The organism is uncultured Marivita sp. (assembly GCF_947488135.1).
GTDB lineage: Bacteria > Pseudomonadota > Alphaproteobacteria > Rhodobacterales > Rhodobacteraceae > Marivita.
This window is the reverse complement of sequence record NZ_CANKYW010000007.1, coordinates 43,581-68,497: the sequence shown is the minus strand read 5'-3', so window position 1 is coordinate 68,497 and position 24,917 is coordinate 43,581. Positions and strand designations below refer to the sequence as shown.

The 24,917-nt window shown below is 63.4% G+C and carries 26 protein-coding genes; 12 read left to right on the top strand and 14 right to left on the bottom strand.

Annotated features, from left to right (window positions below; translation table 11 throughout):
- Nucleotides 1–93 precede the first annotated feature (93 nt).
- The 4 genes from Q1B16_RS17475 to gph are packed head-to-tail and all read left to right on the top strand — an operon-like array spanning nt 94 to nt 3,955.
- Complete coding sequence (locus Q1B16_RS17475) at nt 94–846, top strand: biotin--[acetyl-CoA-carboxylase] ligase (protein WP_299791833.1); 753 nt, start codon at nt 94–96, stop codon at nt 844–846.
- Between the two features lie 11 nt (nt 847–857).
- The gene (locus Q1B16_RS17470) at nt 858–1,631 is read left to right on the top strand and encodes a type III pantothenate kinase (protein WP_299791830.1); all 774 of its coding nucleotides are present in this window, start codon (nt 858–860) and stop codon (nt 1,629–1,631) included.
- Nucleotides 1,632–1,634: 3 nt separating this feature from the next.
- Nucleotides 1,635–3,302 carry a ribonuclease J gene (locus tag Q1B16_RS17465; RefSeq protein WP_299791828.1) on the top strand — a complete coding sequence of 556 codons (1,668 nt, stop codon included), beginning with the start codon at nt 1,635–1,637 and terminating at the stop codon, nt 3,300–3,302.
- A complete protein-coding gene (gene gph, locus Q1B16_RS17460) occupies nt 3,299–3,955 on the top strand; it encodes a phosphoglycolate phosphatase (RefSeq protein ID WP_299791825.1) in 657 nt (218 codons plus the stop codon). The genes Q1B16_RS17465 and gph overlap by 4 nt, the downstream gene beginning before the upstream one ends.
- Before the next feature lie 59 nt (nt 3,956–4,014).
- Here gph and Q1B16_RS17455 read toward each other — a convergent pair whose 3' ends face one another.
- The 4 genes from Q1B16_RS17455 to Q1B16_RS17440 all read right to left on the bottom strand — a co-directional run bounded on the left by Q1B16_RS17455 (nt 4,015) and on the right by Q1B16_RS17440 (nt 9,697).
- Entirely contained in the window at nt 4,015–5,496 is a 1,482-nt protein-coding gene (locus tag Q1B16_RS17455; protein WP_299791822.1) for a DEAD/DEAH box helicase, read from the bottom strand.
- Nucleotides 5,497–5,720: 224 nt separating this feature from the next.
- Nucleotides 5,721–7,475: a glycosyltransferase family 2 protein gene (locus Q1B16_RS17450; RefSeq protein ID WP_299791819.1), complete on the bottom strand. Its 1,755-nt coding sequence runs from the start codon at nt 7,473–7,475 to the stop codon at nt 5,721–5,723.
- Between the two features lie 83 nt (nt 7,476–7,558).
- A complete protein-coding gene (locus tag Q1B16_RS17445; protein WP_299791816.1) occupies nt 7,559–9,166 on the bottom strand; it encodes a peptide chain release factor 3 in 1,608 nt (535 codons plus the stop codon).
- A 63-nt stretch (nt 9,167–9,229) separates the two neighbouring features.
- Nucleotides 9,230–9,697 carry a hypothetical protein gene (locus Q1B16_RS17440; protein WP_299791813.1) on the bottom strand — a complete coding sequence of 156 codons (468 nt, stop codon included), beginning with the start codon at nt 9,695–9,697 and terminating at the stop codon, nt 9,230–9,232.
- A 136-nt stretch (nt 9,698–9,833) separates the two neighbouring features.
- Between Q1B16_RS17440 and Q1B16_RS17435 the strand changes: the two genes are divergently transcribed.
- Both Q1B16_RS17435 and Q1B16_RS17430 read left to right on the top strand, forming a co-directional pair.
- Nucleotides 9,834–10,613 carry an SDR family oxidoreductase gene (locus Q1B16_RS17435; protein WP_299791809.1) on the top strand — a complete coding sequence of 260 codons (780 nt, stop codon included), beginning with the start codon at nt 9,834–9,836 and terminating at the stop codon, nt 10,611–10,613.
- 3 nt (nt 10,614–10,616) lie between these two features.
- Nucleotides 10,617–11,759, top strand: a complete 1,143-nt coding sequence (locus Q1B16_RS17430) for a hypothetical protein (protein WP_299791806.1) — start codon at nt 10,617–10,619, stop codon at nt 11,757–11,759.
- Between the two features lie 66 nt (nt 11,760–11,825).
- On the opposite strand, the gene Q1B16_RS17425 is transcribed toward Q1B16_RS17430, so the two are convergent.
- The 8 genes from Q1B16_RS17425 to Q1B16_RS17390 form a co-directional block, all read right to left on the bottom strand.
- Nucleotides 11,826–12,518, bottom strand: coding sequence for a M48 family metalloprotease (locus Q1B16_RS17425; RefSeq protein ID WP_299791803.1), 693 nt, complete (start codon nt 12,516–12,518; stop codon nt 11,826–11,828).
- A gap of 78 nt (nt 12,519–12,596) precedes the next feature.
- Entirely contained in the window at nt 12,597–13,028 is a 432-nt protein-coding gene (locus Q1B16_RS17420) for an OsmC family protein (RefSeq protein WP_299791800.1), read from the bottom strand.
- A gap of 74 nt (nt 13,029–13,102) precedes the next feature.
- Entirely contained in the window at nt 13,103–13,729 is a 627-nt protein-coding gene (locus tag Q1B16_RS17415; RefSeq protein ID WP_299791797.1) for a DedA family protein, read from the bottom strand.
- Nucleotides 13,726–14,085 carry a hypothetical protein gene (locus Q1B16_RS17410; RefSeq protein WP_299791794.1) on the bottom strand — a complete coding sequence of 120 codons (360 nt, stop codon included), beginning with the start codon at nt 14,083–14,085 and terminating at the stop codon, nt 13,726–13,728. Before Q1B16_RS17410 ends, Q1B16_RS17415 begins: the two co-directional genes overlap by 4 nt.
- Nucleotides 14,082–15,266 (bottom strand): VWA domain-containing protein, encoded by a 1,185-nt coding sequence (locus Q1B16_RS17405; RefSeq protein ID WP_299791791.1) that lies wholly within the window; start codon nt 15,264–15,266, stop codon nt 14,082–14,084. Before Q1B16_RS17405 ends, Q1B16_RS17410 begins: the two co-directional genes overlap by 4 nt.
- A gap of 157 nt (nt 15,267–15,423) precedes the next feature.
- A complete protein-coding gene (locus tag Q1B16_RS17400) occupies nt 15,424–15,591 on the bottom strand; it encodes an apolipoprotein acyltransferase (protein ID WP_299791788.1) in 168 nt (55 codons plus the stop codon).
- On the bottom strand, nt 15,588–16,958 hold the full coding sequence (locus Q1B16_RS17395; protein WP_299791785.1) for a DUF2927 domain-containing protein: 1,371 nt from the start codon (nt 16,956–16,958) through the stop codon (nt 15,588–15,590). Before Q1B16_RS17395 ends, Q1B16_RS17400 begins: the two co-directional genes overlap by 4 nt.
- A gap of 3 nt (nt 16,959–16,961) precedes the next feature.
- Complete coding sequence (locus Q1B16_RS17390) at nt 16,962–17,414, bottom strand: GNAT family N-acetyltransferase (RefSeq protein WP_299791782.1); 453 nt, start codon at nt 17,412–17,414, stop codon at nt 16,962–16,964.
- Nucleotides 17,415–17,700: 286 nt separating this feature from the next.
- Between Q1B16_RS17390 and Q1B16_RS17385 the strand changes: the two genes are divergently transcribed.
- Nucleotides 17,701–18,819, top strand: coding sequence for a class I SAM-dependent RNA methyltransferase (locus Q1B16_RS17385; protein WP_299791779.1), 1,119 nt, complete (start codon nt 17,701–17,703; stop codon nt 18,817–18,819).
- 88 nt (nt 18,820–18,907) lie between these two features.
- Here Q1B16_RS17385 and Q1B16_RS17380 read toward each other — a convergent pair whose 3' ends face one another.
- Nucleotides 18,908–19,750 (bottom strand): MoxR family ATPase, encoded by an 843-nt coding sequence (locus Q1B16_RS17380; RefSeq protein ID WP_299791776.1) that lies wholly within the window; start codon nt 19,748–19,750, stop codon nt 18,908–18,910.
- 167 nt (nt 19,751–19,917) lie between these two features.
- On the opposite strand from Q1B16_RS17380, the gene dksA reads away from it, so the two are divergent.
- From dksA to Q1B16_RS17355, 5 genes are all read left to right on the top strand, one after another.
- A complete protein-coding gene (gene dksA, locus Q1B16_RS17375) occupies nt 19,918–20,340 on the top strand; it encodes an RNA polymerase-binding protein DksA (RefSeq protein WP_299791772.1) in 423 nt (140 codons plus the stop codon).
- 73 nt (nt 20,341–20,413) lie between these two features.
- A complete protein-coding gene (locus Q1B16_RS17370; protein WP_299791769.1) occupies nt 20,414–21,592 on the top strand; it encodes an FAD-dependent oxidoreductase in 1,179 nt (392 codons plus the stop codon).
- A gap of 76 nt (nt 21,593–21,668) precedes the next feature.
- Nucleotides 21,669–22,637: an XdhC family protein gene (locus tag Q1B16_RS17365; RefSeq protein WP_299791766.1), complete on the top strand. Its 969-nt coding sequence runs from the start codon at nt 21,669–21,671 to the stop codon at nt 22,635–22,637.
- On the top strand, nt 22,634–23,632 hold the full coding sequence (locus Q1B16_RS17360) for a molybdopterin-binding protein (RefSeq protein WP_299791763.1): 999 nt from the start codon (nt 22,634–22,636) through the stop codon (nt 23,630–23,632). Before Q1B16_RS17365 ends, Q1B16_RS17360 begins: the two co-directional genes overlap by 4 nt.
- 110 nt (nt 23,633–23,742) lie before the next feature.
- Nucleotides 23,743–24,159, top strand: a complete 417-nt coding sequence (locus Q1B16_RS17355) for an Hsp20/alpha crystallin family protein (RefSeq protein WP_299791760.1) — start codon at nt 23,743–23,745, stop codon at nt 24,157–24,159.
- 73 nt (nt 24,160–24,232) lie between these two features.
- Here the strand turns inward: Q1B16_RS17355 and infC are convergent, their stop codons facing one another.
- Nucleotides 24,233–24,778 carry a translation initiation factor IF-3 gene (gene infC, locus Q1B16_RS17350; RefSeq protein ID WP_366140169.1) on the bottom strand — a complete coding sequence of 182 codons (546 nt, stop codon included), beginning with the start codon at nt 24,776–24,778 and terminating at the stop codon, nt 24,233–24,235.
- Between the last annotated feature and the right edge of the window lie 139 nt (nt 24,779–24,917).

The following is a 24,917-nucleotide window of genomic DNA, read 5'->3' as shown; positions in this document are numbered from 1 at the left end:
TGAAACAATGTGACGCGCCTCTGGCGCGTCGCTTTGTTTTTTGCGCCCCGCTGCGCGGGTCGCAAAGCCTCCGGCGGGAGTTTATCTGGCAAGATGAAGGAGCAGTGTGCCTTGGTTGACTGGCCTGCGGGATACGGGCGGCAGGTGCTGGCCGAGGTGGACAGCACCATGCTCGAGGCGGCGCGGCAGGCGCCGGGGCTTTCGGGGCCGACTTGGATTTGTGCGCTGCGGCAGACGGCGGCGCGCGGGCGACGCGGACGGGCCTGGGTGAACCCGGACGGCAATTTCGCGGCCACGCTGGTGATGCCGACGTCGGACGCGCCCGACCGTCGGGCGCTGCGGAGTTTCGTCGCGGCGCTGGCCCTTTACGATGCGCTGGTGGCGGTGTCGGGCCGGGTGGACGGGCTTGCGCTCAAATGGCCGAATGACGTGCTTCTGACCGGGGGCAAGGTGGCGGGGATCCTGCTGGAAAGCCTTGGGTCGCATCTGGCCATCGGGATCGGCGTGAACCTGGTTGCCGCACCCGCCCTTTCGGAGGTCGAGGCGCGGGCGGTGCCGCCCGTATCGGTGCTGTCGGCCTTGGGTGTCGAAGTGGGGCCGGAAGTGTTCCTGGACATGCTGGCCGCGGCTTTCGCGCGGCACGAGGCGCAGTTCGTGACCTACGGGTTCGGACCCATTCGCGAGGCGTGGCTGGCGCGGGCGGCGCGGTTGGGCGAGCGCGTCACCGCGCGCATGGGCGAGACCGAGATCACCGGACGTTTCGAGACAGTGGACGCCGAGGGGCGGATCGTCCTAAACACCGGGTCAACCCGCCAGGCCATCGCGGCGGCGGATATCTTCTTTTGAGGGGCAGGGCGATGCTTCTGTGTATTGATTGCGGCAACACCAACACCGTGTTCTCCATTTGGGACGGGGAGCGGTTCCTGTGTACGCTGCGCACTTCGACCCATCACGGGCGCACGGCGGATGCCTATTTCACGTGGTTCTCGACCCTGATCAAGCATTACGGCATCGAGGCGGATATTTCGGATGTGATCATTTCGTCCACCGTGCCGCGCGTGGTGTGGAACCTGCGGGTGTTCTCGGACCGGTTCTTTGGCGTGCGGCCCATCGTGGTCGGCAAGCCCGAGTGCCTGTTGCCCCATGCGCCGCGTGTGGATGCGGGCACCGGGGTGGGGCCGGACCGGCTTGCCAATGCAGCGGGGGCCTTTGATCGGCATGGTGGTGACGTGGTGGTGGTGGATTTCGGCACCGCGACCAATTTCGACGTGGTGGCCGAGGACGGCGCCTATGTCGGCGGGGTGATCGCGCCGGGGGTGAACCTGTCGCTCGAGGCGCTGCACCAGGGGGCGGCGGCGCTGCCGCATGTGGACATTTCCCAGCCCGAGAAGGTGATCGGCACCAATACCGTGGCCTGTATCCAGTCCGGGGTGTTCTGGGGCTATGTCGGGTTGATCCAGGGGATCACCACGCGGATAAAGGCTGAATACGGCAAACCGATGAAGGTCATTGGAACCGGCGGGCTTGCTCCCTTGTTTGCACAGGGTGAGCTGCTATTTGACACGATTGAAGATGACCTGACCATGCACGGTCTGACGGTCATCCACTCTTACAACACAGAAAACGGATAAATCATGAGCGGTGAACGGATCATCTACCTGCCCCTTGGCGGGGCCGGCGAAATTGGCATGAATGCCTATGTCTATGGCTACGGCAAACCGGGGAAAGAGCGGCTGATCCTTGTCGATCTGGGCGTGACCTTCCCGGACATGGACAGCACGCCGGGGGTCGATCTGATCCTGCCGGACATCACCTGGCTGAAAGAACGGCGCAACCAGCTCGAGGCGATCTTCATCACCCACGCGCATGAAGACCATGTCGGTGCGGTGGGGCATTTTTGGGAAGAGCTTGGCGCGCCGATCTACGCGCGGGCCTTCACGGCGCATATCGCACGGTTGAAGATGGAGGATGCGGGGCAGTCGCCTGAAACCGTGCGCACCGTGTCACCCTGGCCCGAAACCATCGAGGCGGGCCCGTTCAAGGTGGGTTTCGTGCCGATCTCGCATTCGATCCCCGAAAGCTCGGGGCTCGTGATCGACACGCCGAAGGGACGTTTGGTGCATTCGGGGGATTTCAAGATCGACGAAACCCCCGTGGTGGGAGAGCCGTTCGACCGCGCGCTTTGGGAAGAGGTGGGCAAGCCGGGTGTGAAGGCGCTGGTCTGCGATTCCACGAACGTGTTTTCCCTGCACGAAGGGCGGTCGGAAGCGACGGTCGGACCCGAGATCGAAACGCTGGTGCGCGAGGCAACCGGGATGGTTGTGGCCACCACGTTCGCGTCCAACGTGGCGCGGGTCAAGACGCTGGCCGAGGCTGCGGTGCGGGCCGGTCGGTCGGTCTGTCTGCTGGGGCGGGCGATGCGGCGGATGATCGAGGCGTCGATCACCACAGGTGTCCTCTCTGATTTCCCGAGCGTGATCAGCCCGGAAGAGGCGACGCAGATTCCGCGCGAGAACCTGATGCTCATCGTGACGGGGAGCCAGGGCGAACGCCGGGCGGCCTCGGCGCAGCTGGCGCGGGGCAAGTACCAGGGCCTGACGATGGCCGAGGGCGATCTGTTCCTGTTCTCCTCCAAGACCATTCCCGGCAACGAGCGTGGCGTGATCAGCATCATGAACGCGTTTTCGGAGCAGGGTGTGGATGTGGTCGATGACAGCAGCGGCAAGTATCACGTGTCGGGCCATGCCAATCGGCCCGATCTCGAGACCATCCACGGCTTGGTCAATCCGCAGCTTGTCATTCCGATGCACGGCGAACACCGCCACCTGCGCGAGCATGTGAAGGTCGCGGGTGCGGGCGGTCGCAAGGGCGTGTTGGCCGTGAACGGGATGATGATGGATCTGTCGGGCAACGAGCCCACGGTCGCGGAATATGTCGAGACGGGTCGCACCTATCTGGACGGGTCGGTGAAGATCGGTGCGATGGACGGGATCGTGCGCGACCGGATCCGCATGGCGCTCAATGGGCATGTGATCGTGACGGTCATCCTTGATGAACAGGACGACATGCTGGGTGAGCCGTGGTGCGAGATCATGGGGCTGCCGGAAATGGGCCGGAACAATGCGCCGCTGGTGGATGCGCTGGAGGAAGACCTGTCGCAATTCATCGGGCGAGCCGGTGAGAAAACCATCACGGACGATGACAAGCTTGAAGAAGGGTTGCGCCGGATCGCGCGTCAGACGACGCAGAACGAGATCGGCAAGAAGCCCGAGGTCACTGTGGTTATCAGCAGGTTGGCATGACGCGGGGCGTTGTCTTTGACCTCGACGGAACGCTGATCGACAGTCTGCCGGACATCGCGGCGGCGGCGAATGCGCTTCTGGCCGATCACGGGCTTGATCCGTTGCCGCAGGCACAGATCGGTGGATTTGTCGGCATGGGCGAACGGGTGTTCCTTGACCGCCTGATCGCGGCGACTGCGTTGGAGGCGGACCAGTTCGACCCGCTTTTGGCAGAGTTCATCACGCATTACAAAGCCAGCACGGGGCGCACGCGCGTGTTCCCCGGTGCCATCGAGGCGGTTCAGGCGCTGCGAGCCGAGGGGATCAAGGTGGGCATTTGCACCAACAAGCCGGGCGGGCCTTTGGCCGCGGTGTTGGACGCGGTGGACCTGACCAGATGGTTCGATGCGATCATCGCGGGCGACACGTTGTCTGTGCGCAAACCGGATCCGGCGCCGTTGCGATTGGCATTCGAACGCATGGGCGCGACCGAGGGTGTCTATGTCGGCGACAGCGATGTGGATGCCGAGACCGCGCAGCGGGCAGGGGTGCCGTTTGCCTTCTTTACCGAGGGCATCCGGACGAAATCCGTCGACGAAATCCCGCATGACCGTGCGTTCGAACGGTTCGAGGATGTGCCGTCGATTTGTCGGGACTTGATGCGGCCGATCTAGGCGGGCGATGCGTCGACGCATCGCCGCGTTTCCGGTGCCGGAAACTCTGCCCTGAACCGTCAGCCAGCGCGGCGTTCGTCGAAGCTTTTGGCGATAAAGGACGGCATGTGGTCGCCCATGCCGACAACGTTGTTATCGCGTCCGCCGCGGTCATTGCGGCGGTTGCGGTTGCCCTTGTCGGACCCAACTTGAGACGTGTCTTGCTGCACCTTCGGTTCTGGCTGTGTCCGCGCAGGAGCGTCTTTTTCAACGGTTGTCTGCTTGGTGTCCTGAACCTGGACCGCTTCGGCCTCGGTCTGCTTGCTACGACCGCGTCCGCTCCGACTGCTGCGGCGGGGCTTGCTGTCTTTCTTGTCGTCCTGTGTCGCGTCTGACGCCTCCGGCGCGGCTTGGCCCAGAGGATTGTCCACGCGAGGGATGTCTTTTTGCAGCAGGCGTTCGATGGCGTCGAAGTTCTTTTCGTCGCGCGGGCTACAGATCATCAGAGCCTTGCCATCGCGCCCGGCACGGCCGGTTCGGCCGATTCTATGCACGTAGTCCTCGGCGTGGCTGGGCACATCGAAGTTGAAGACGTGGCTGACCGCTGGCACGTCGAGGCCGCGTGCGGCGACGTCGGACGCGATGAGGAACCGCAGGCTGCCATCGCGGAAGCCATCAAGCGTCTTGGTGCGCTGCGACTGGTCCAGATCACCATGGATCGGGGCCGCGTCGTAGCCGTACTTCTTGAGCGATTTGGCGACGATATCCACATCCGTCTTGCGGTTGCAGAAGACGATGGCGTTCGAACACTTGTCGCCTTCGTTGTCGATCAGCTTGCGCAGGAGCGCGCGCTTTTCGGTGCCTTCGCGATCACGGCGGGATGCCTTGAACATCACGACGCCCTGTTCGATGGTCTCGGAGGCCGAGGCCTGACGGGCGACTTCGATGCGGGCCGGGGCCGACAGGAAGGTGTTGGTGATGCGCTCGATCTCGGGCGCCATGGTGGCCGAGAAGAACAGCGTCTGACGGGTGAAGGGCGTAAGGCTGAAAATGCGTTCGATATCGGGGATGAACCCCATGTCGAGCATCCGGTCGGCCTCGTCCACCACCATGACCTGCACGCCGGTCAACAGCAGCTTGCCGCGTTCGAAATGGTCGAGCAGGCGGCCGGGTGTGGCGATGAGAACATCGACGCCCTTGTCGATCAGCAGGTCCTGTTCCTTGAAGCTGACCCCGCCGATCAGCAGCGCCTTGGTCAGTTTCACATGCTTGGCATAGGTGTCGAAGTTTTCCGCCACCTGTGCGGCCAGTTCGCGCGTCGGGCACAGCACAAGACTGCGCGGCATGCGCGCGCGGGCACGCCCGCGGGCGAGCAGCGTGATCATCGGCAGCGTGAAGCTGGCGGTCTTGCCGGTTCCGGTCTGGGCGATGCCCAAAACGTCGCGCCCTTCGAGGGCGGGAGGAATGGCGCCTGCCTGAATGGGCGTGGGCGTATCGTAACCCGCCTCTTCGACAGCTTTCAGAACTTTCGGGTTGAGGTTCAACTCAGAGAATTTTGTCATGTGTATCCGTTATTCACGGACTGACTGCGCCCGCGCGTCTGTTGCGATCCGGCCCGTATGGCCCTGTGTTTATCCACAGTCACGATCTGCCCGCGTATGTACTCGCGGAAGTGGGGCGGGTCAATGAGGCTGCACATGCCTGCGCGGATGTGCCTTGGCCGACACAGATATGGTGGCGGTGTCGCAACAAACCAAGGGGCGATGCGGCGATTGTTTCCGGTTCGTCAACGATTGAGCTGCACACCGAAGACACGTTCGACGGCGGCGTCTGGATCAAAGCGCGGCGAGAGCAGCAAACCATGCTTTTTCAGGCCTTTGCGCAGGTCTGGCGAATCCAGACAGACTTCGTCGAAGAACTGCCGCAGACCGTCCTCGCCTTCCTCGTTGCGCAGGTATTGCAGAAGATGCCCGATATTCTTGAGCGCGTCGTCGGATTTGATGCGGTATGAGCCCTTGGTCTGGCGAAAATCGAGCTTGGTGATGAACCTTTCCCAATCGGGCGCGTGCAGGTGACCGACCACCGCGTTGTTCAGAGTGGCGGTGTTGAGCACGTCCTCGCCCTTGATGCGCAGCCGGTGGATGGCGAGGCGGATATTGCCGAGGCCGGTGCGCGCGAAGACCTTGCCCGCGAGATGGCTCAGGAAACCGCCGCGGATGTAGCTGCCGAAGGTCGGGTAGATCTCGGTCACGGCGGTCGCCGCGACACCGTCCGCAGTTGTGCGCAGTTTGAAGTGGCGGGGCATTTCGCCCGGCACGGGAGTGGCAAGCGCCTCGGCCGGGTAAAGCCGTGCGCCGGCCATGTCCTTGGGGACCGCTTTCAGCGCCGAAGACAATTTGGTGTCGCTCAGGATGAATTCGTCCGTGTCGATATGACCAAGCCAGTCGACCGTGCCCTCGGCCGCGCGCAGGGCACGGGTGGCGTTGAAGGTCTGGCGCAGCTGATGCGCCTCGGGTCGGTTCTTGCCCGCTTTCTTCCAATAGGCGCTGTCGCAGACCGTCAGGGTGATCTTCGGATTTCCCTTCAGCAATCCAGTGACCTCCGGATCAGGCGCATCAAGGTAGAGGTAGATATGGGTCGCGCCGATATCGAGATGGTGCGCGACAAAGCGCGCGACATCCAGGAGGCCTGCATTCGTGGTGCAGACAAGCCCCCAGCGCGGGGTCCCGGTGGGCGCGTTCGGCACTGGAACCGTGACGCCTTGCTGTGCCTCCGTCCCGGTCGCCTGATCCATGCGTCGCATTTTGCGCACGCGCAGGCGGTGCAGGCGGCGGAAAACGGTGCGCGGATCGTCGATCAGACGGTGCAGCATATCGTGGGCCAGTGGCCGGATGACGGGATCGCTGTCGGCTTCTTCCCAAAGCCGGCCCACCATGTTCACGTCCAGCCCGCCATTGGTCAGGGAAAAGGCATTCATTTCGAGCGGCAACGGCGACGTCGCCCGACCGTCGAGCGTGAAGGGACGGTCGGCATCGCGACCGGAGTAGAGCCGTTCGCTCTCGTAGAGCTTCATCGTCCCGAAGAGCGTCGAGAGCGCGAGCCCGGCGCTGCGCTGTGCGGCGGTCGCGCCGTGATCGCCGAAGGTGGTCAGGCTCGAGACTTTCCAGCGCAAATCCATCTCCTGGATCAACAGGTCGGAGTGTTCGGTCCAAAGACGCAGGAACAGGTCTGCGGTATGCGCCGGTTGGCTGCGCTTGCGCAGATGGGCGATGAGCAGGGCGTTGAGCAGAAGAAGGGCGTTTTGGCCTTTGAGTTCCCTGGACAGCTCCCAGATCTTGCGCGCGTTGTCCGATTTGGTGCGCGTGCTGTCGGCGGGGACCGTGACCCGGGTCCTGGACAGTACGACGAGGTCACAGTCAAGCGGCGGCAGTGCTTCACCCTTGGCAAAGCCCAGCGGCGCACGGCGCGCGTTCATCTGGTCCAGAATGCCGCGCAGCCCGTTCGGATAGGCGGGGTTCGCGGGCGGGGTGTCACTGCTCATCTGCGCAGAGTGCCGTGTCGTTCCAGCGCAATCAACAAGGCTTTTCGAAAAGCCTTGTCGAAGCGGCTTCGCAGCCGTTTGCCCTAGACCATCATTTCCTTGGTCGCCGACAGGGTCACGTCCGGGTAGTCGCGCGCGATGCGGTCGATGTCCCATTGCAGGCGGGTGAGGTAGACGACGTCGCCGTCATTGTCCTCGGCCATGTGCTGTTTGTTGGCGTTGACCAGCTTGTCTACCGCGGCCTTGTCGCCATGTACCCATCGGGCCGATGTGAATTGCGACGCCTCGAACCGCACGGGCAGGCCGTATTCCAGCTCGATCCGGCTGCCCAGCACCTCGAATTGCAACGCGCCGACGACGCCGACGATAAAGCCGGACCCGATCATCGGTTTGAACACCTTGGCGGCCCCTTCTTCGGCGAATTGCATCAGCGCCTTTTCCAGGTGCTTGGCCTTCATCGGATCGCCCGCGCGTACGGTTTGCAGCAATTCGGGTGCGAAGGACGGGATGCCCGTCACCTTGAGCGCCTCGCCTTCGGTCAGCGTGTCGCCGATGCGCAATTGCCCGTGGTTGGGGATGCCGATGATGTCGCCGGCCCAGGCCTCTTCCGCCAGTTCGCGGTCTGACGCCAGAAAGAGCACCGGATTGGTGATCGACATCGGTTTCTTGGAGCGCACATGGGTAAGCTTCATGCCTCGGTTGAAGTGGCCCGAGGCCAACCGGACGAAGGCCACACGGTCGCGGTGCTTGGGGTCCATGTTTGCCTGCACCTTGAAGACGAAGCCGGAAACTTTTGTTTCCTCAGGAAGAATCTGGCGCGGCGTGGCCTTTTGCGGTTGCGGTTCGGGGCCGTAGGTGCCGATCCCGTCCATCAATTCCTTGACGCCGAAGCTGTTGATGGCCGAGCCGAACCAGATCGGGGTCATATGCCCTTCGAGCACGGCTTGCGGGTTCAGCGTTGGAAGCAATTCGCGCGCCATCTCGACCTCTTCGCGCAGCTTTTCCAGCAAATGCGCGGGGATGTTCTCGGCCAGCTTGGGGTCGTCCAGGCCTTCGATGGCAATGCTTTCGGCGACCTTGTTGCGGTCCGCGCGGTCCATCAGTTCCAGTCGATCGCGGATCAGGTCATAGCAGCCCAGGAAATCGCGCCCGACGCCGATGGGCCAGCTTGCAGGGGTCACGTCGATGGCGAGGTTTTCCTGAATCTCGTCGATGATATCGAACGTGTCGCGGCTTTCGCGGTCCATCTTGTTACAGAAGGTCAGGATCGGCAGGTCGCGCAGGCGGCACACTTCAAACAGCTTCTGTGTCTGGCTTTCCACGCCTTTTGCGCCGTCGATCACCATGACGGCGGCATCCACCGCCGTGAGCGTGCGATAGGTGTCTTCGGAGAAATCCGAGTGGCCGGGCGTGTCGACAAGGTTGAAGCGGAAGGTCTTGAAATCGAACGACATTGCCGAGGCCGAGACAGAAATGCCCCGGTCCTGCTCCATCTTCATGAAGTCCGATCGCGTGCGCCGCGCTTCGCCCTTGGCGCGCACCTGACCCGCCATCTGGATCGCGCCACCGTAAAGCAGGAATTTCTCGGTCAGGGTCGTCTTGCCGGCATCTGGGTGCGAGATGATGGCAAAGGTGCGCCGCCGGGCGATTTCGGCGGGCAGGTCAGGGCGATTTGAAACGGTGTCCAGCATGGCCGCGCATATAGGCGGCGCGGGGCGGGTTGTCCATAAGTGCCACGCCCGCGCGAGACGGGATCACCCGTGCAGGCGTAAGGTGGATGCAGGCTGCGCCACAGGGGTGGTCACTGGCGTCGGCTGGACCACGGGGCGGATATCGTAGGGGCGGGTCTGTATGTCGATCAGGACATATTCGTTGCCCGGCACGAACCCGGTTTCCGAGATGAAATGAAGCCTGCCGCCGCTGGCCGCCGCATAGACATCGGTGCGGCGTCCCGTGGTGGTCATGAAGATGAGATGCGCCAATGTGCGCATGGTGATGGTCGGCAAGTTCGCCGCAAGGTCGAGCGAGAACGCCGTTCTATCGGAGTCGTCCGCGCGCACTTCGGACCACGTGGCGTCCGATTTGACCTTGTAGACATCGCCCAGGATCAGGTCGTTGACCTGCCGGAGCGGTTCGCCGCAGCAGACACCGAATTCGGTCCTTACCGAGTCTGCGGAGCAGACCGTGAACCGGTCGGGTTCTGAAACAGGGCGGGCAGTCATACAAGGTCACTCATTCTGAAGTCGGGAACAGATGGTCTAAATCTGTCATGCCTTTAAGATCGTGGAGAAATGTGTCACCTCTATGGACGGGCCGTGTCTTTTCACGGATGATTTTAGGCAAATTGGGAGTGATGGAATGGATCTCGGGATCAGCGGTAAGAAGGCGCTTGTTTGCGCGTCGAGCAAGGGATTGGGACGCGGCTGCGCCGAGGCACTGGCGGCCGCAGGGGTCAACGTTGTGATGAACGCACGGGGCGCCGAGGCGCTGGAAGCGACGGCGGACGAGATTCGCACGACCTACGGCGTGGAGGTGATCACGGTCGCCGCCGATATCGTCAGTGAAGAGGGCCGCGCAAAGGTGCTCGATGCGGCGGGGGCCGTTGATATCCTTGTGACAAATGCCGGTGGCCCGCCCCCGGGGCTGTGGTCGGATTGGGGGCGCGAAGATTTCATCAAGGCGCTCGATGCCAACATGCTGACGCCCATCGCATTGATGACGGCGCTGATGCCCGGGATGATGGAGCGTGGTTGGGGCCGGGTGGTCAACATCACGTCGCAATCGGTCAAGGCCCCGATCCCGGCACTGGGTCTGTCCAACGCCGCACGCACAGGTTTGACCGGCTATGTCGCCGGCACCGCGCGGCAGGTGGCCGAACACGGCGTCATCGTGAACAACCTGCTTCCCGGTATCCATGCGACCGACCGGGCCGACCAGCTGGACGGCGGCGTGTCCAAGGCGCAGGGCATCTCGGTCGAGGAAGCCCGCAAGAACCGCCAGGCGACGATTCCCGCGCGGCGCTATGGCACGCGGCAGGAATTCGGCGCGACCTGCGCATTCCTCTGCTCGCAGCATTCCGGATTCATCGTGGGCCAGAACATCCTGATCGACGGCGGCGGAACCAACGCGACGATCTGATCGGTGGCGCGCGGACCGGACGGTGTGGGGCAGACGCAGGGGTTTTCCCTGAGAGATCAGCTGTTCAACGCCCGGACCATCGGCGATCTGGCCGCAGAATACGCTGTTCTGCCCGGCTTTGACGCCGCGCGGTTCAAGACAGAGGCCCTCGCGGGAATGGACTCGCGGGGGCTGCTCGAACGGTTGGACTGGCTGGCGGATTGCGTAGACGCGCAATTGCCGCGGCCATTCCCCGAGATGGTCGATGCGCTGGAGGCGGCGATGCCTCCGCCGCTCGACCCAAACCTGACGGACAATGATTTCGGCCGCTTCATCCACGCCGTACCCGGCATTCTTGCCGTGCGGCACGGCCTTGAGCACCACCGCGACCGGGCGCTAGACTTGATCGAGGCTGCGACGCAGCGGTTTTCGATGGAGTTCTACATCCGGCCTTTTCTGAACCGCTGGCCGCACGAGACCCTGGCGCGGCTGGATCGCTGGGTGGACCACGACAATTACCATGTCCGTCGGTTGGTGAGCGAAGGCACCCGGCCGCGACTGCCCTGGGCCGCGAACATCACCCTTGATCCGCGTGTGCCTGTGCGGTTTCTCGACGCGCTGCACGCCGATCCGACGCGTTATGTCACGCGGTCGGTCGCGAACCATATGAACGATCTGACGCGGCACGCCCCGGATCTGGTCGTGGATCATCTGGCAGCCTGGTCAAAAGCGGGGCGACAATCGCCCAAGGAAGTGGACTGGATGACCCGCCACGCGCTGCGCACGGCGGTGAAACGAGGTGACGCGGACGCCTTGGCGCTGCTGGGATACGCGCAGGACCGCGAACTTTCCGTATCTCTCGACCTGAGCCCGAACCCGGTGGCGATCGGCGACATGCTGACCATCGCGGTCACGCTGGAGGCCGAAGAGGACCTGCCTGTGCTTGTGGATTACCGCATCACCTTCCATCGCCCGAACGGTCGGGTCGGGCAAAAGGTCTTCAAGCTCAAGACCGCGCGTTTGCGTGCAGGGGAGCCGCAAACCCTGTCGAAACGACATCGGCTGAAGGGTGGGGCGTCGACCTTTACCCTGCATCCCGGACCGCACCGGGTGGTGGTTCAGGTGAACGGGCAGGACCGGGCTGAGGGTGTCGTTGATTTTGTTTGACGTGCCTTCGCCAGACGCCGCCATGGGCGGAGGCGTCACAGGTGCGTATTTGGAGAGAGAAGAAGATCAGGGCGTGGCGTTGGACCAGCGGGATTCAAGCTTTTCCAGCGCCTCGATGCGTTCCGATGTCTTGGGGTGTGACATCAACCACGCGGGAACGACGCCAGACCGCGACTGGGTCAGCGCGTCGAGCTTGGTGAAGAGTGATTTCTGCGCCGTGATCCCGATCCCCGCCTTGTGCAGCAGAGCTGCGGCATAGGCGTCGGCCTCGTACTCATCCCCGCGCGACAGGCGCGCGGCGAGGAGCGTGGCAACGCCGTTGGCAATCCACACACCGATGCCAGGCAGAAAGCGCGAGAGCACCATCGCGAGGGCTGTGCGCAGGGCGTTCTGGCCCGAAAAGTCGATCATGCGCCGCCGCGTATGGCCCAACGCGACGTGGCCCAGCTCATGCGCAATCACGCTGGCCAATTCCTCGCCCGTGACCTCGCCGTTCTGGTATTTGCGATAAAAACCGCGGGTGATGAAGATGCGGCCGTCGGGGGCCGCCAGCCCGTTCACCGGGTCGATCTCGTAGATATGGACCCGGATCCGATCCAAATCGAGTGCTGCGGCCAGGCGATCCGTCAACGCCTTGAGACGTGGATCGGCAAGCTCGGTAGAGCGCGCGTCAAGCTCGCGTTTCGTGCGCCAGACCGAGAAGTGGTACATGGCCAACGCATAGAGGATCGCGAGAAGGATCGGGGTGAGTTTCAACATACCCAAGATATGGGGCCTTGGGGCGCCCGCGGCAAGCGCGACGCTCGTGTCGCGCCGCGCTTGTCTGTCACGAATTGGTCAGCTGATCAGCTTTGCGTCCATCGTGATCTCGGCTCCGGCCAGAACCTTGGAGACGGGGCAATTTTCCTTGGCCGTCGTCGCGGCCTTCTGGAAATCGCTTTCGCTCAGGCCCGGGATTTTCGCCGTCATGTCGAGATGGATCTTGGTGATGGCAAAGCCCCCGTCCATTTCTTCCAGACCGACGGTTGCCTTGGTGTCGATGTCTTCGGCCACGGCGTCATAATCTCCGAGGATCATGGAAAAGGCCATCGAGAAACAGCCCGCATGGGCCGCGCCGATCAGTTCCTCGGGGTTGGTGCCGGGCTTGTCCTCGAAGCGGGTGTTGAACCCGTAGGGCTGCGCATCCAGCACGCCTGATTCAGTGGAAATCAGACCCTTGCCGTCTTTCAGACCGCCGGACCAATGCGCTGTCGCTGTTTTCTTGATCATGATGTCTCTCCCGTTGTCGGTTACGTTCCCGAGGTCAACGACGGGCAGGGGCGCAAGTTCCGTGTCGTCTTGGATCACCGGCGCGTTCGATCCGTTCCGCGCCTTTCCGCTGGCGTGCGGTTCAGCATCTTCATCAGCAGCCACCCCAGCAAAGCGGCTACAGCCGCGGCGGCAAGGAAGCCCGAAATGCTGGAGGTGAGATCGGACACGAGGGTCAACTGCCCGGCAAAGCTGTAGCCCAGGGTGATATAGCCAAAGACCCAGATCGCTTCACCGGCGGCGTCCCACAGCGTGAAGCGCAGCCAGGTCAGGCCGGTCGCTCCGGCCACCATGTTCACCCACGGTCCCAGGGGCGCGAAGAGCCATGTGCTGAAGAAGACGCCGATTTCGCCCTTCCGGCGCACGGTGTCCGAGGCCTGACCGTAAAGCCGCTGCCGCGACGCGCGTCGGCTTGCGAAACGTTCGAGATGTGGACCGAAGCGTCGTCCGATGGCGAACCCCGTCTGATCGCCGAACACCGCACCAAGCCACGCACCCGCAAGGGCTGTGCCGCCGTCGAGATCGCCCGAGGCGACAAACGCACCGCCGGCCAACATCACGAGAGAGGAGGGGATCGGGATCAGAAGGCAGGACAGGAAACACGAGGCGGCCATGATCCAGACCCCGTAATCAGCCACCAGCGCGAAAAGTGTATCGGTCAACGGTCCGCCTGCGGGTTTTGTGCGCGGAAGGCGGCGATGGCCGCTTCGATCTGGAGGATGACCTCCTCGGTGGTCATGCCGCGTTCGTCCGCCAGACTGCTGACAGTCATGCGCCGCGTGTCGGACGGGATGGCCAGCGCCTCGCGGATGACGGTCGGCGGCACGGCCCAGGAATGCGCGACGTAGCGCGGGGTCATCCAGCCCGCGATCGGCTCTTCGCGATGCGCGGGATCGGCCCAGTAGACCCAGAACAGGACCGAGCGGACCGCGAAGAAGAGCATCACGGCCAATGCAAGGACGAATCCCGCCAGAAGCACCTTGTGATCTTTCCAGAGTGCCCGGACTGCCGAGGTCATTTCGCCAGCGCCTTGATCCCCTGGCCGATGCCTTCGAGCGTCATGGGCACCATCGCATCCTCGAAGATCTCGCGGATCATCTGGATCGACTGGGTGTAGGCCCATTGCCGTTCCGGCGTCGGGTTGATCCAGAGATTGTGCGGCCATTGCTGCCGTGCGCGGTGCAGCCAGACCTGGCCCGCTTCCGCATTCCAATGCTCGTTCGCGCCACCGGCATAGGCGATCTCGTAGGGCGACATGCTGGCGTCTCCGACGAAGATACATTTGTAATCCGGCCCGTAGGTGTTGAGCACCTCCATCGTCGGCGTCTGCGCGTCCCAGCGGCGGCGATTGTCTTTCCACACGCCTTCGTAAAGGCAGTTGTGAAAGTAGAAATGCTCCAGATGCTTGAACTCGGCGCGGGCGGCGGAAAACAGCTCTTCCACCACTTTGACATGCGGGTCCATCGACCCGCCAATGTCGAGAAACAGGATCACCTTGACGGCATTGCGCTTTTCGGGTCGCGTCTGCACGTCGAGATAGCCATGCTCGGCCGTGGCGCGGATGGTGCCGTCAAGATCAAGCTCTTCCGCCGCGCCGTCGCGCGCCCAGCGGCGCAGGCGTTTCAGCGCCACCTTGATGTTACGCGTGCCCAGCTCGACGCTGTCATCAAGGTTGCGAAATTCGCGCTTGTCCCAGACCTTGACCGCGCGCTGGTGGCGGCTCTTGTCCTGGCCGATGCGCACGCCTTCGGGGTTGTAGCCGTAGGCCCCGAACGGCGATGTGCCTGCCGTGCCGATCCACTTGTTGCCGCCCTGGTGGCGACCCTGCTGGTCCTTGAGCCGCTCCTTCAGCGTTTCCATCAGCTTGTCGAACCCGCCAAGCGCCTCGATCTCGGCTTTTTCTGCGTCGCTCAGATGCTTTTCGGCCATCTTGCGCAGCCAGTCCTCGGGCAGGTCGAGCGCGTCGAGAACACCCTCAACGCCAAGGTTTTCAAGCCCCTTGAACGCCTCCGCAAAGGCGCGGTCGAACCGGTCTATGTGGCGCTCATCCTTCACCATCGCGGTCCGGGCAAGGTAGTAGAACGCCTCCGGGTCGTAGGTCGCCAGACCCGCGCGCATGGCTTCAAGAAAGCTTAGATATTCCCGCAGCGAGACGGGAACGCCGGTGGAGCGCAAGGTGTCGAAGAAGGGAACGAACATGCCCCTGATCTAGCAAGCGCGCCGGGGGCTGACCAGCCGTCCCGGCTTCTTTGGGCGCAAAATACCTCGGGGGAGACCGCCGCAGGCGGGCGGGGGCGGAGCCCCAAGTGTTTCCGTCAACGGAAACACGCGATGCGTTGACGCATCGTGTCCCGGCTCAGAACACCAGTTTCTCGATCGCGATGGTCAGGATCAGCCCCACTAGCGAAAAGGCGATGGCGTAGACCGCCCCGTATTGCCACATATCCGCGCGGTTGCCTTTGCGCTTCCTGGCGGTCATCGCGCCGATGATGGCCCCAAGAAGGGCGCCTGCAAGTACGATCATAGCCTGTTTCTTGCCCTGTTGAGTGGGTTCAGCGCACCGATCTCGCGCAGCTTCGCCCGCACCGACCAGTCCGAGCCGAACCCGTAGCGTGCCCATCCCAGACTGTCCAGACGCACATCCGCGCCCGCCGACACCCGCCCGGCAAGGTCAAGCGCTTCAGCGCGCAACATCAAAAGGGTCGACAGAAGTGCCGCGTTTTCGTGCTGGACGGCGAGGTCGATGGACAGGCCGGTGAGGTTCAGCGCCGTGTCGGGATCCCCTTCGGTCAGTGCATATGCGGCCAGTTGCGACGCGACATAGGCGCGGTGCAGGTCGGTGTTCGGAGTTCGCGCGAAATAGATATCGGCCTGAAGAAACTGCGCCCGTGCCGCGTCGGGGTCGGTGGGCTGAAGGATGCGTCCCATGGCGTAATGCGTGAATCCGCGCCGGTGATCCTGCCATCCCATGGCCGATGCGATGCTCAGCGCCTCGGTCGCTGCGGCACGGCGCGCGGCGGGGGAAGCGCCAGGGCCAAGCGCCGTCTGGATCGCGTCGATCCAGGGGCGGGGCGTGCGCGATGCACGACGCGGCGGCAGGTTTTCGCCCTGCGGGTTGAGCCGGGCGAAGATGCCTGGAAGACGGCTCATCACCTCGTTGCGGGTCATGCCGTTGCGCAGGCTCGGATCGTAATAGGCGCGCAGGACGAGCATGTCGTAGCCGGTCAGAACGGTGTGCACATTGTCGTCGTTGAAGACCGAATCCGACAGCCGATAGAGGTCGTTGAGCGGCCCCAAGGCCTGCGCCAGTTCCTCGTGCAGGCAATCGCGCGCCTCTTGCGGGCTGGAATCGTTGGGCAGGAAGATCGCGAGGCGCGACCGCTCCGTGATCCGTCCCCAATTCACCCGATTGGACCGCCGCGCCTGCCGGTATTCCCCAAGGGTCGAGACATTCGGCACCACGAAACAGGCGGCTTGCGGCAGGAAGCGCTGGATCTCGGCGCGGCTGACGGCGTTGATGGTGATGTTGGCGTCCGCGGCGGTGGTGGCGGTGATGTCGATCCCGGCCTCGGTGCGCAGACGGTAGAGCAGGCGGTCCAGATCGCTGGGCACCGTGGGTTGGACACTGCCCACCAGACGGACGGTGATCGGGCCTTCGAACCGGGTAAAAACGTCAAGTGCGCGACCCGACTCAAGCCCCATGGACAAATCCATGAAGTCCCGCACCAGATCGGCATTGGATGTTCGCACGGGTTGAGGCCGTGGGACGGAAAATACCTTCATCGCGGGCAGGTTGCTGTCCACGAAGGCGGCCCGGGTCGCCGGTTCGGACTGCGCCACCGGCATACACGCGCCAAGAAGCAGGTAGAGCGGCAAGAGCAAACGACGCATCTCTCAGCCCCGCTGGTACTTGATGAACGGGGTCAGTTGACCGATGCGGTCGTAAAGCTGTCGGGCGGTGTGGTTGAAGTCCTGTGTCATCCAGTAGACCGACGGGCACCCCGCTGCGTCCGCCTTTGCATACACCGCCTCGATCAGGGCGCGCCCGACGCCCATTCCGCGCGCATTCGGGTCGGCGTAGAGGTCTTGCAGGTAACAGACGTTCTCGATTTTCCAGCAATGGCGATGGAACAGATAATGCGTCAGGCCGATCAACCGGCCATCGCGTTCCGCGACCAGCCCGTGGAAATCCTGCGGGTCGTCCCCCAGAAGGCGCGCGAAGGTGCTGTCGTAGACGGCCTCGGGAACCGAGGTTTCGTAAAACGCCAGATAACCACGCCATAGGGCGCACCACGACTCGTAGTCGGTCGCACGCAAACCGCGCACGGTGAGATCAGTTTGGGACACGTCTGAAGCCTGCCTGCTCGATGCGGATGCTTTTGTGATCCGCGATTATTTTGTCCTCTGTGAGGATAGCTTACGGCGAAACGGTGGTTTTTGCCTAGATCCGACGATTCGGACTGTGTCGTTTTTCGCCAAGACTCATCCAGGCGGGTGCGCGCGTTTGTTTTCAAAGCTTTAGGTTGTGCAATGGCGCAACAGGTGGAGGCAGAGCGCTCTGCTCCGTTCAATCCATCGGCCGGGCGTTCGCCTTTCGCTGTCCGGCGACGGAAATTCAGGCTAAGTCGCGGGCATGACTGACATGGCACCCCTTGAGATCTTCCTGTCGGGCACACCGGGGCTCGAGCCGCTTCTGCGCGACGAGGCCGCTGCCCTGGGGTTTGCCAACCCGACAGTCGTGCCCGGAGGCGTCACCTGCGAGGGCGATTGGCCCGAGGTGTGGCGTGCCAACCTGATGCTGCGCGGGGCCGGGCGGGTGCTCGCACGGGTGGCGCGGTTCCGGGCGATGCACCTGGCGCAGCTCGACAAGCGGGCGCGCAAGATCGACTGGACGGGCCTTTTGCGCCCAGATGTGCCATACCGGGTCGAGGCGACCTGCCGGAAGTCGCGAATCTATCACGCGGGGGCTGCAACGGAACGTGTCGCCAATGCCATTGCTGACGCGCTGGGGCAGCCGCCGGTGGACAAGGGCGGGCTGGTGGTGCGGGTGCGGATCGAGGACGATCTGTGCGAGATCAGCCTCGATACCTCGGGCGAGGGGCTGCACAAGCGCGGGCACAAGCAGGCGATCGGCAAGGCCCCGATGCGAGAAACGCTGGCCACGCTCTTCCTGCGCGCCTGCGGGTATGACGGGTCCGAGCCGGTGCTCGACCCGATGTGCGGCTCCGGCACCTTCGTGATCGAAGCGGCGGAGATGGCGCTTGGCCTGGCTCCCGGGCGCGCGCGGCACTTCGGGTTCGAGGATCTGGCGTCCTTCGACGCGGATCGCTGGGCGACACTCAGGTCCGCTCTGCCTGAACCGCAGACGACTGACCTGCGCTTTTTCGGCTTCGACCGCGACGCAGGGGCCATCGCCAATGCGACCGCCAATGCCGAGCGGGCAGGGGTCGCGGACATCGCCCATTTCACACATCAGGCCGTGGCCGACCTGACCCCGCCGCAGGGCCCACCGGGACTGGTGATTGTGAACCCGCCCTACGGCGCGCGGATCGGCAACCGAAAGCTGCTCTTCGCGCTTTACGGCAGTTTCGGCACGGTGATGAAAGAGCTTTTCAAAGGCTGGCGGGTCGGCATCGTCACGTCGGACAAGGGCCTCGCGCGGGCGACCGGGCTGCACTTTCGCCATGTCAGCGCGCCGATCCCGCATGGCGGTCTCAAGGTTCAACTGTTTCAGACCGGCCCTCTGAAATAGCATCTGTCAGCGATGGACGCGGGGGCTGACCCCCAATCGTTTCCGTCAACGGAAACGGACAGATGCGTTGACGCATCTGTCCCACCCCCTACCGCCGTTCGCGCCGGGCCATGAAGGCCAGCCGTTCGAACAGATGCACATCCTGCTCGTTCTTCAACAAGGCCCCGTGCAGCTTGGGCAGCGCATTCACCCCATCGCGTTTCAGATCGTCAGCCGTCATGTCCTCGGCCAAAAGCAGCTTGAGCCAGTCCAGCACCTCTGACGTCGACGGCTTCTTCTTCAACCCCGGCTGTTCGCGCAGTTCATAGAATTGCGTCAGCGCGGTGGTCAGCAGCCCCTCTTTCAGGCCCGGATGATGCACTTCGACGATCTGGCGCAGCGTGTCGGGGTCGGGGAAGCGGATGTAGTGAAAGAAACAGCGGCGCAGAAACGCGTCCGGCAGCTCTTTCTCGTTGTTGGAGGTGATGACGACGATGGGGCGCTGTCTTGCTTTGATGGTCTCGCCGGTCTCGTAAACATGGAATTCCATCTTATCGAGTTCCTGCAAAAGGTCGTTCGGGAACTCGATATCCGCCTTGTCGATCTCGTCGATCAGCAGCACCACCTTTTCATCCGCCTCGAACGCCTGCCAAAGCTTGCCCTTGCGGATGTAATTGCGCACGTCGTTGACCCGCTCATCCCCCAACTGGCTGTCGCGCAACCGGCTAACCGCGTCATACTCGTACAGCCCCTGCTGCGCCTTCGTGGTGGACTTGATGTTCCACTCGATCATCCGCAGGCCCAGCCCGGCGGCCACCTGTCGGGCCAGTTCGGTCTTGCCCGTCCCGGGTTCGCCCTTGACCAGAAGCGGCCGTTCCAGCGTCACGGCGGCGTTCACTGCGATGGTCAGATCGTCGGTGGCCACATAGCTGTCGGTGCCTTCAAATTTCATGTCTGTCCTGCTTTCTTGTGTCTTTGTCTCAGCTCAAGGAAATCACTGTTTTGTGCTGCTATTCGGTAGTGACAACCATTTGGCCTTCCGTTAAGTGCTGCGCTCAGGGGTGCCAGATATCTAAGGGAATTTCTATGACAGATACTGGCGTAGACAAGGGGACCAAGATGAAAGCCGAAACTTTCCTGCCCGATGATTACCGACCCGCCGAGGATGAGCCTTTCATGAACGAACGCCAGTTGGAGTGGTTCCGCCGCGAACTGCTCGAACAGCGGAGCGAACTTCTGAGCGACAGCAAATCCACGATTGCCGGTCTCCAGGACGGCACGCGCAATATTCCCGACGTGGCCGACCGCGCGTCCGAGGAAACCGACCGTGCGCTGGAACTTCGGATCCGCGACCGTCAGCGCAAGCTGGTGTCCAAGATCGACGCCGCACTGCGCCGGATCGACGAAGGCGAATTCGGGTATTGCCAGGCAACCGGTGAGCCGATCTCGCTCAAGCGTCTTGTGGCGCGTCCGACGACGACGCTGAGCCTTGAGGCACAGGAACGTCACGAGCGGCGTGAAAAGGTACATCGCGACGATTGATGCGCGACATGCATGATCTGATGTGACGCGCCGGGGCCGTGCTCTGGCGCGTTTGCTTTTGAGGGAGTGAGGCGTGGACCTGGGTGCTTTGGACATCACGGTGATCGGCGGCGGCATCGGCGGTCTGACCTGTGCGCTGGCGCTGCGGCGTCACGGGGCCAAGGTCACGGTTCTGGAGCAAGCCGAAGCGATCACCGAGGTGGGCGCGGGCATCCAGGTGTCGCCCAATGGGCTGCGGGTGATCGAGGCTCTGGGGCTGGCCGGTGACCTCGCCGCGCGAAGCGTTCAGGCGCGGGCGGTGTCCCTGCGCAACGGTGGCACCGGTGCCGAGGTGGCGCGGCTCGATCTGACCCGTCTGCCCGCCGATCAGCGCTATTTCTTTGTGCATCGCGCCGACCTGGTCGATCTGCTGTCCACCGCCGCGCGTGATTTGGGTGTGACGGTGCGCCTGTTGCAAAGGGTCGATACGGTCGTGCCGGGCACGCGCCCGAGCATCGTTCTGGCGACCGGCGACACACGCGAGACCGACCTCGCCATCGGGGCCGATGGCATCCATTCCTCCGTGCGGCCGTTGCTGAACGCCGCGCAAAAGCCGTTTTTCACCGGCCAGGTTGCGTGGCGCTGTATCGTTCCGAACAGCACGGGGCATCCGGCACATGCGCGGGTGCAAATGGGGCCGGGGCGTCACATGGTGACTTACCCTCTGCGCGATGGCACATCGCTGAACGTCGTCGCCGTCGAGGAGCGCGCCGAGTGGGCGGCGGAAAGCTGGTCGCAAACGGATGATGCCGACAATTTGCGCAGGGCCTTTGCCGGGTTCGACGCGGAAGTGCACCGGATCCTTTCGCAGGCCGAAGCGCCGGGTGTCTGGGGGCTGTTCCGGCACCCGGTGGCGGCGCGGTGGTACGGCAAAGGGCTGGCGCTCTTGGGCGATGCGGCGCACCCCACGCTGCCGTTTCTGGCGCAGGGGGCCAATATGGCGATGGAAGATGCGTGGGTTCTCGCCGATGCCCTGGCGCGGGCCGATGACACGGACAGCGGGCTGGCGGCCTATCAGGCACGTCGCAAGGCGCGTGTCATCCGCGTGATCGACGCCGCCAGCAAGAACGCGCGCAATTACCACCTGGCGCCCGGACCGGTCCGGTTTGCGGCGCATACCGCGCTGGGGCTGCTTAGCCGGGTGTCACCGGGGCAGATGCTGGCGCGCTTCGACTGGCTCTACGCTCACGACGTGACGCAATCCGAAGGTTGACCTAGCACCATCGCAGGGGGAGACAGTGTCGCGCGGCGTGATATGGTCACGCCAGTCATGGGAGGAGACCACGGCAATGGAGCGGTTTGACAAGTGTCCGGAAACGGCGCTCGCCTGGCATCGCGCGGGCAAGGGTGCCGTGTTGGCCACCGTGATCGAAACCTGGGGCAGCGCGCCCCGGCGGGTCGGCTCGCAACTGGCGATTTCCGGCGAGGGCGAGATCGAGGGCTCGGTCTCGGGCGGCTGTGTCGAAGGCGCGGTCGTGGTCGAGGCGATGGACGCGTTGCAAGACGGCAAACCGCGCGAGCTCGAGTTTGGGGTCAGCGATCAGGATGCCTTCGCCGTCGGCCTTGCCTGTGGCGGCACCATCCGCGTGCTCGTGGAACCGGTGGGCAGCGTCTTGCCGGAAGAGATTTTGGACCAATTGGTAAAATTCCGCGCCGCGCGGACGCCCGTTGCTTATGTGGTCGATCTGGAAGGCGATACCCGGACACTCACGCAAGACGGCCACGATCATGCGTTTCGGATGGACCGGTCCGGCTTTGTCGAAGACAGCCGCACCTTCGTCGCCATCCACAACCCGCCGCTGCGCTTGATCGTGGTGGGGGCGGTGCATATCGCGCAGGCGCTGGTGCCGATGGCGCGGATCGCGGGCTATGATCCGACGCTGATCGACCCGCGCGAAGCCTTCGGCTCGGACAGCCGGTTCCCCGGCGAGACGATCCTGCACGATTGGCCCGACGAGGCGATCACGCAGCTGGGGTTGGACAGCCGGACCGCGCTGGTCCTGCTGACCCATGACCCCAAACTGGACGATCCGGCGCTGGAACAGGCGCTGCGGGCGGATTGCTTTTACATCGGTGCGCTGGGCTCGACCCGCACCCACGCCAAACGGGTGGAGCGGCTGACCGCCTCGGGCTTCACCGAGGCCGAGATCGCGCAGATCCACGGGCCCATCGGGCTGGATATCGGGGCCTCTGGCCCGGCCGAAATCGCGGTGTCGATCCTCGCCGAAATGACGCGCGTGTTGCGGAAGGGCGCATGAAGTTCGGTCCTGTTCCCCTGGCGCAGGCAGAAGGCGCGATCCTCGCGCATTCCGTCGCCTTGCCAAAAGGGCGGCTGCGGAAGGGCGTGACGCTGGACCGCGCGGCGTTGGACAAGCTACAGGCGGCCGGAATCACCGACGTAACGGTTGCCCGGCTCGACCCGGAGGATGTGCACGAGGACCGCGCGGCAGAGCGGTTGGCGCGGGCCCTTGTGCCCGATCCGGCTGGCGTGAACCTGCGCGTGGCACCGGCCAGCACCGGACGGGTGAACATCTACGCCACCGAGGCCGGAGTGGCAGCGATCGACGCCGACAAGATCGATGCGGTGAATGCCGTTCATCCGATGGTCACGGTCGCGACGGTTCCGGAATGGCACCGCATGGCCGCCCGCGGCATGGTCGCGACGGTGAAGATCATCGCCTACGGCGCACCCGAAGACGCGGTCTTTTCTGCGTGCGAGGCGGGGCGGGATGCACTGGCCGTAAAACCCGTCACGCGCCACCGGGCGCTGCTCATCCAGACCAGTGTCGGAGGGCACGAGGACGGGGCAAAAGGCCAGCGCGCGATGGCGACGCGGTTCGATCGCCTGGGCGTGACGCTCGGGCCGAAAACCGTTGTCCCGCACAAGATCGGCGCGTTGCAAGAGGCGTTGACGGAAGGCGTCGCGGCGCATGATGTGGTCTGTGTTCTGACGGGGTCGGCCACATCGGACCTCTACGACGTCGCCCCCGAAGCCCTGCGCGCGGCGGGCGGAGAGGTGGTGCATTACGGCATGCCGGTGGACCCAGGCAACTTGCTCTTCTGGGGGCATCTTGGCGACGTCCCGGTGATCGGGCTGCCCGGGTGCGCGCGGTCGCCTGCGCTTAATGGTGCCGATTGGGTGCTTGATCGGATGCTGTGCGATGTGACGGTGACACCCGCCGATATCATGGCGATGGGCGTGGGGGGGCTGTTGAAAGAACCGCCCAGCCGTCCGCGCCCGCGTGAAGCGTGACCGTCAATCTTCGCTGCAACACGTTCGGGAATTGAGATATGTCAACGCCTGCCGCCATCTAAAGCGATAGAGTCGTTCTGTTCCTACCCTCAGCAACAGGAGGAGTTGATATGGTGGAAACGAACCAGACATCCGGTTTTTGGCCCAGCCTCTACAAACCTTTGCAAGGCATGGGCAGCCGCATCGCCGATTGGCTGTCTCCGGCCTCGGACGCATCGTCCGACAAGGACGCCTATCGCATCTCGATCGAATTGCCCGGCGTGTCCGAAACCGACATCACCGTGACCGCAGAAGCGGGCATGTTGGTGGTCGCGGGCGAAAAGACCTCGGAGCGCGAGGACAAGGGTGACACGTGGTACTTCTCGGAACGGCAATACGGGTCGTTCCGGCGGTCGTTCCGTTTGCCTGCGGATGCCGACGAAGCCGCGATCGAGGCGCATATGAAGGACGGTGTTCTCGAACTCTCGGTCCCGCGTCGGAAACCGGAGGCGGGGCAGGCGAAATCCATTCCGGTCAAGAAAGCCTGACTTAGCCCTGAAGACAAAAAAGAAAGCGGCCGAACCGGGCCGCTTTCATATCGAATCTACATTTGTGGCGCAGTTATTTCGCCAACGGCCCGATCATCATGACCATCTGACGGCCTTCCATCTTGGGCATGTTTTCGACCTTGCCGAATTCCTTGGTGTCTTCCGCCACCCGCTCGAGCAGTTCGCGCCCGAGATTCTGGTGCGCCATCTCGCGCCCCCGGAACCGCAATGTCACTTTCACCTTGTCGCCGTTTTCAAGGAACTTGAAAACATTTCGCATCTTCACGTCGTAATCGTTCTTGTCCGTGTTCGGGCGAAACTTGACCTCTTTGATCTCGATGATCTTCTGTTTCTTGCGCGCTTCGGATTCGCGCTTTTGCTGTTCGTACTTGAACTTGCCGAAATCCATGATCTTGACGACCGGCGGGTTCGCGTTCGGCGAAATCTCGACGAGATCGAGCCCGGCTTCTTCAGCGAGCTGCATGCCACGCTCTGGCGTGACGACACCTACGTTTTCGCCATCTGCGCCGATCAGGCGAATCTCCGGGGCCCGGATGCGTTCGTTGACTCGGGGGCCGGTGTCGCGCGTAGGAGGCGCGTTATGAGGTCTGCGGGCTATGGTGTTGCTCCTTTGGTGCAGTTCAAATCAGGGGTGTAAAGTAGACGCCATACACTCGCCTTTCAAGCGACTTTTCGGCGGATATGGGCCGATCAACACGGCTTTCCCCCTTGATGTCCCCCAATGCGAAGCGCACATG

What these genes read in the sequence shown, in the direction of transcription:
- Q1B16_RS17475 (WP_299791833.1), top strand. Translation starts at nt 94, where the DNA reads ATGAAGGAGCAGTGTGCCTTGGTTGACTGGCCTGCGGGATACGGGCGG.
- Q1B16_RS17470 (WP_299791830.1), top strand. Translation starts at nt 858, where the DNA reads ATGCTTCTGTGTATTGATTGCGGCAACACCAACACCGTGTTCTCCATT.
- Q1B16_RS17465 (WP_299791828.1), top strand. Translation starts at nt 1,635, where the DNA reads ATGAGCGGTGAACGGATCATCTACCTGCCCCTTGGCGGGGCCGGCGAA.
- gph (WP_299791825.1), top strand. Translation starts at nt 3,299, where the DNA reads ATGACGCGGGGCGTTGTCTTTGACCTCGACGGAACGCTGATCGACAGT.
- Q1B16_RS17455 (WP_299791822.1), bottom strand. Translation starts at nt 5,496, where the DNA reads ATGACAAAATTCTCTGAGTTGAACCTCAACCCGAAAGTTCTGAAAGCT.
- Q1B16_RS17450 (WP_299791819.1), bottom strand. Translation starts at nt 7,475, where the DNA reads ATGAGCAGTGACACCCCGCCCGCGAACCCCGCCTATCCGAACGGGCTG.
- Q1B16_RS17445 (WP_299791816.1), bottom strand. Translation starts at nt 9,166, where the DNA reads ATGCTGGACACCGTTTCAAATCGCCCTGACCTGCCCGCCGAAATCGCC.
- Q1B16_RS17440 (WP_299791813.1), bottom strand. Translation starts at nt 9,697, where the DNA reads ATGACTGCCCGCCCTGTTTCAGAACCCGACCGGTTCACGGTCTGCTCC.
- Q1B16_RS17435 (WP_299791809.1), top strand. Translation starts at nt 9,834, where the DNA reads ATGGATCTCGGGATCAGCGGTAAGAAGGCGCTTGTTTGCGCGTCGAGC.
- Q1B16_RS17425 (WP_299791803.1), bottom strand. Translation starts at nt 12,518, where the DNA reads ATGTTGAAACTCACCCCGATCCTTCTCGCGATCCTCTATGCGTTGGCC.
- Q1B16_RS17420 (WP_299791800.1), bottom strand. Translation starts at nt 13,028, where the DNA reads ATGATCAAGAAAACAGCGACAGCGCATTGGTCCGGCGGTCTGAAAGAC.
- Q1B16_RS17410 (WP_299791794.1), bottom strand. Translation starts at nt 14,085, where the DNA reads ATGACCTCGGCAGTCCGGGCACTCTGGAAAGATCACAAGGTGCTTCTG.
- Q1B16_RS17405 (WP_299791791.1), bottom strand. Translation starts at nt 15,266, where the DNA reads ATGTTCGTTCCCTTCTTCGACACCTTGCGCTCCACCGGCGTTCCCGTC.
- Q1B16_RS17400 (WP_299791788.1), bottom strand. Translation starts at nt 15,591, where the DNA reads ATGATCGTACTTGCAGGCGCCCTTCTTGGGGCCATCATCGGCGCGATG.
- Q1B16_RS17395 (WP_299791785.1), bottom strand. Translation starts at nt 16,958, where the DNA reads ATGCGTCGTTTGCTCTTGCCGCTCTACCTGCTTCTTGGCGCGTGTATG.
- Q1B16_RS17385 (WP_299791779.1), top strand. Translation starts at nt 17,701, where the DNA reads ATGACTGACATGGCACCCCTTGAGATCTTCCTGTCGGGCACACCGGGG.
- Q1B16_RS17380 (WP_299791776.1), bottom strand. Translation starts at nt 19,750, where the DNA reads ATGAAATTTGAAGGCACCGACAGCTATGTGGCCACCGACGATCTGACC.
- dksA (WP_299791772.1), top strand. Translation starts at nt 19,918, where the DNA reads ATGAAAGCCGAAACTTTCCTGCCCGATGATTACCGACCCGCCGAGGAT.
- Q1B16_RS17365 (WP_299791766.1), top strand. Translation starts at nt 21,669, where the DNA reads ATGGAGCGGTTTGACAAGTGTCCGGAAACGGCGCTCGCCTGGCATCGC.
- Q1B16_RS17360 (WP_299791763.1), top strand. Translation starts at nt 22,634, where the DNA reads ATGAAGTTCGGTCCTGTTCCCCTGGCGCAGGCAGAAGGCGCGATCCTC.
- Q1B16_RS17355 (WP_299791760.1), top strand. Translation starts at nt 23,743, where the DNA reads ATGGTGGAAACGAACCAGACATCCGGTTTTTGGCCCAGCCTCTACAAA.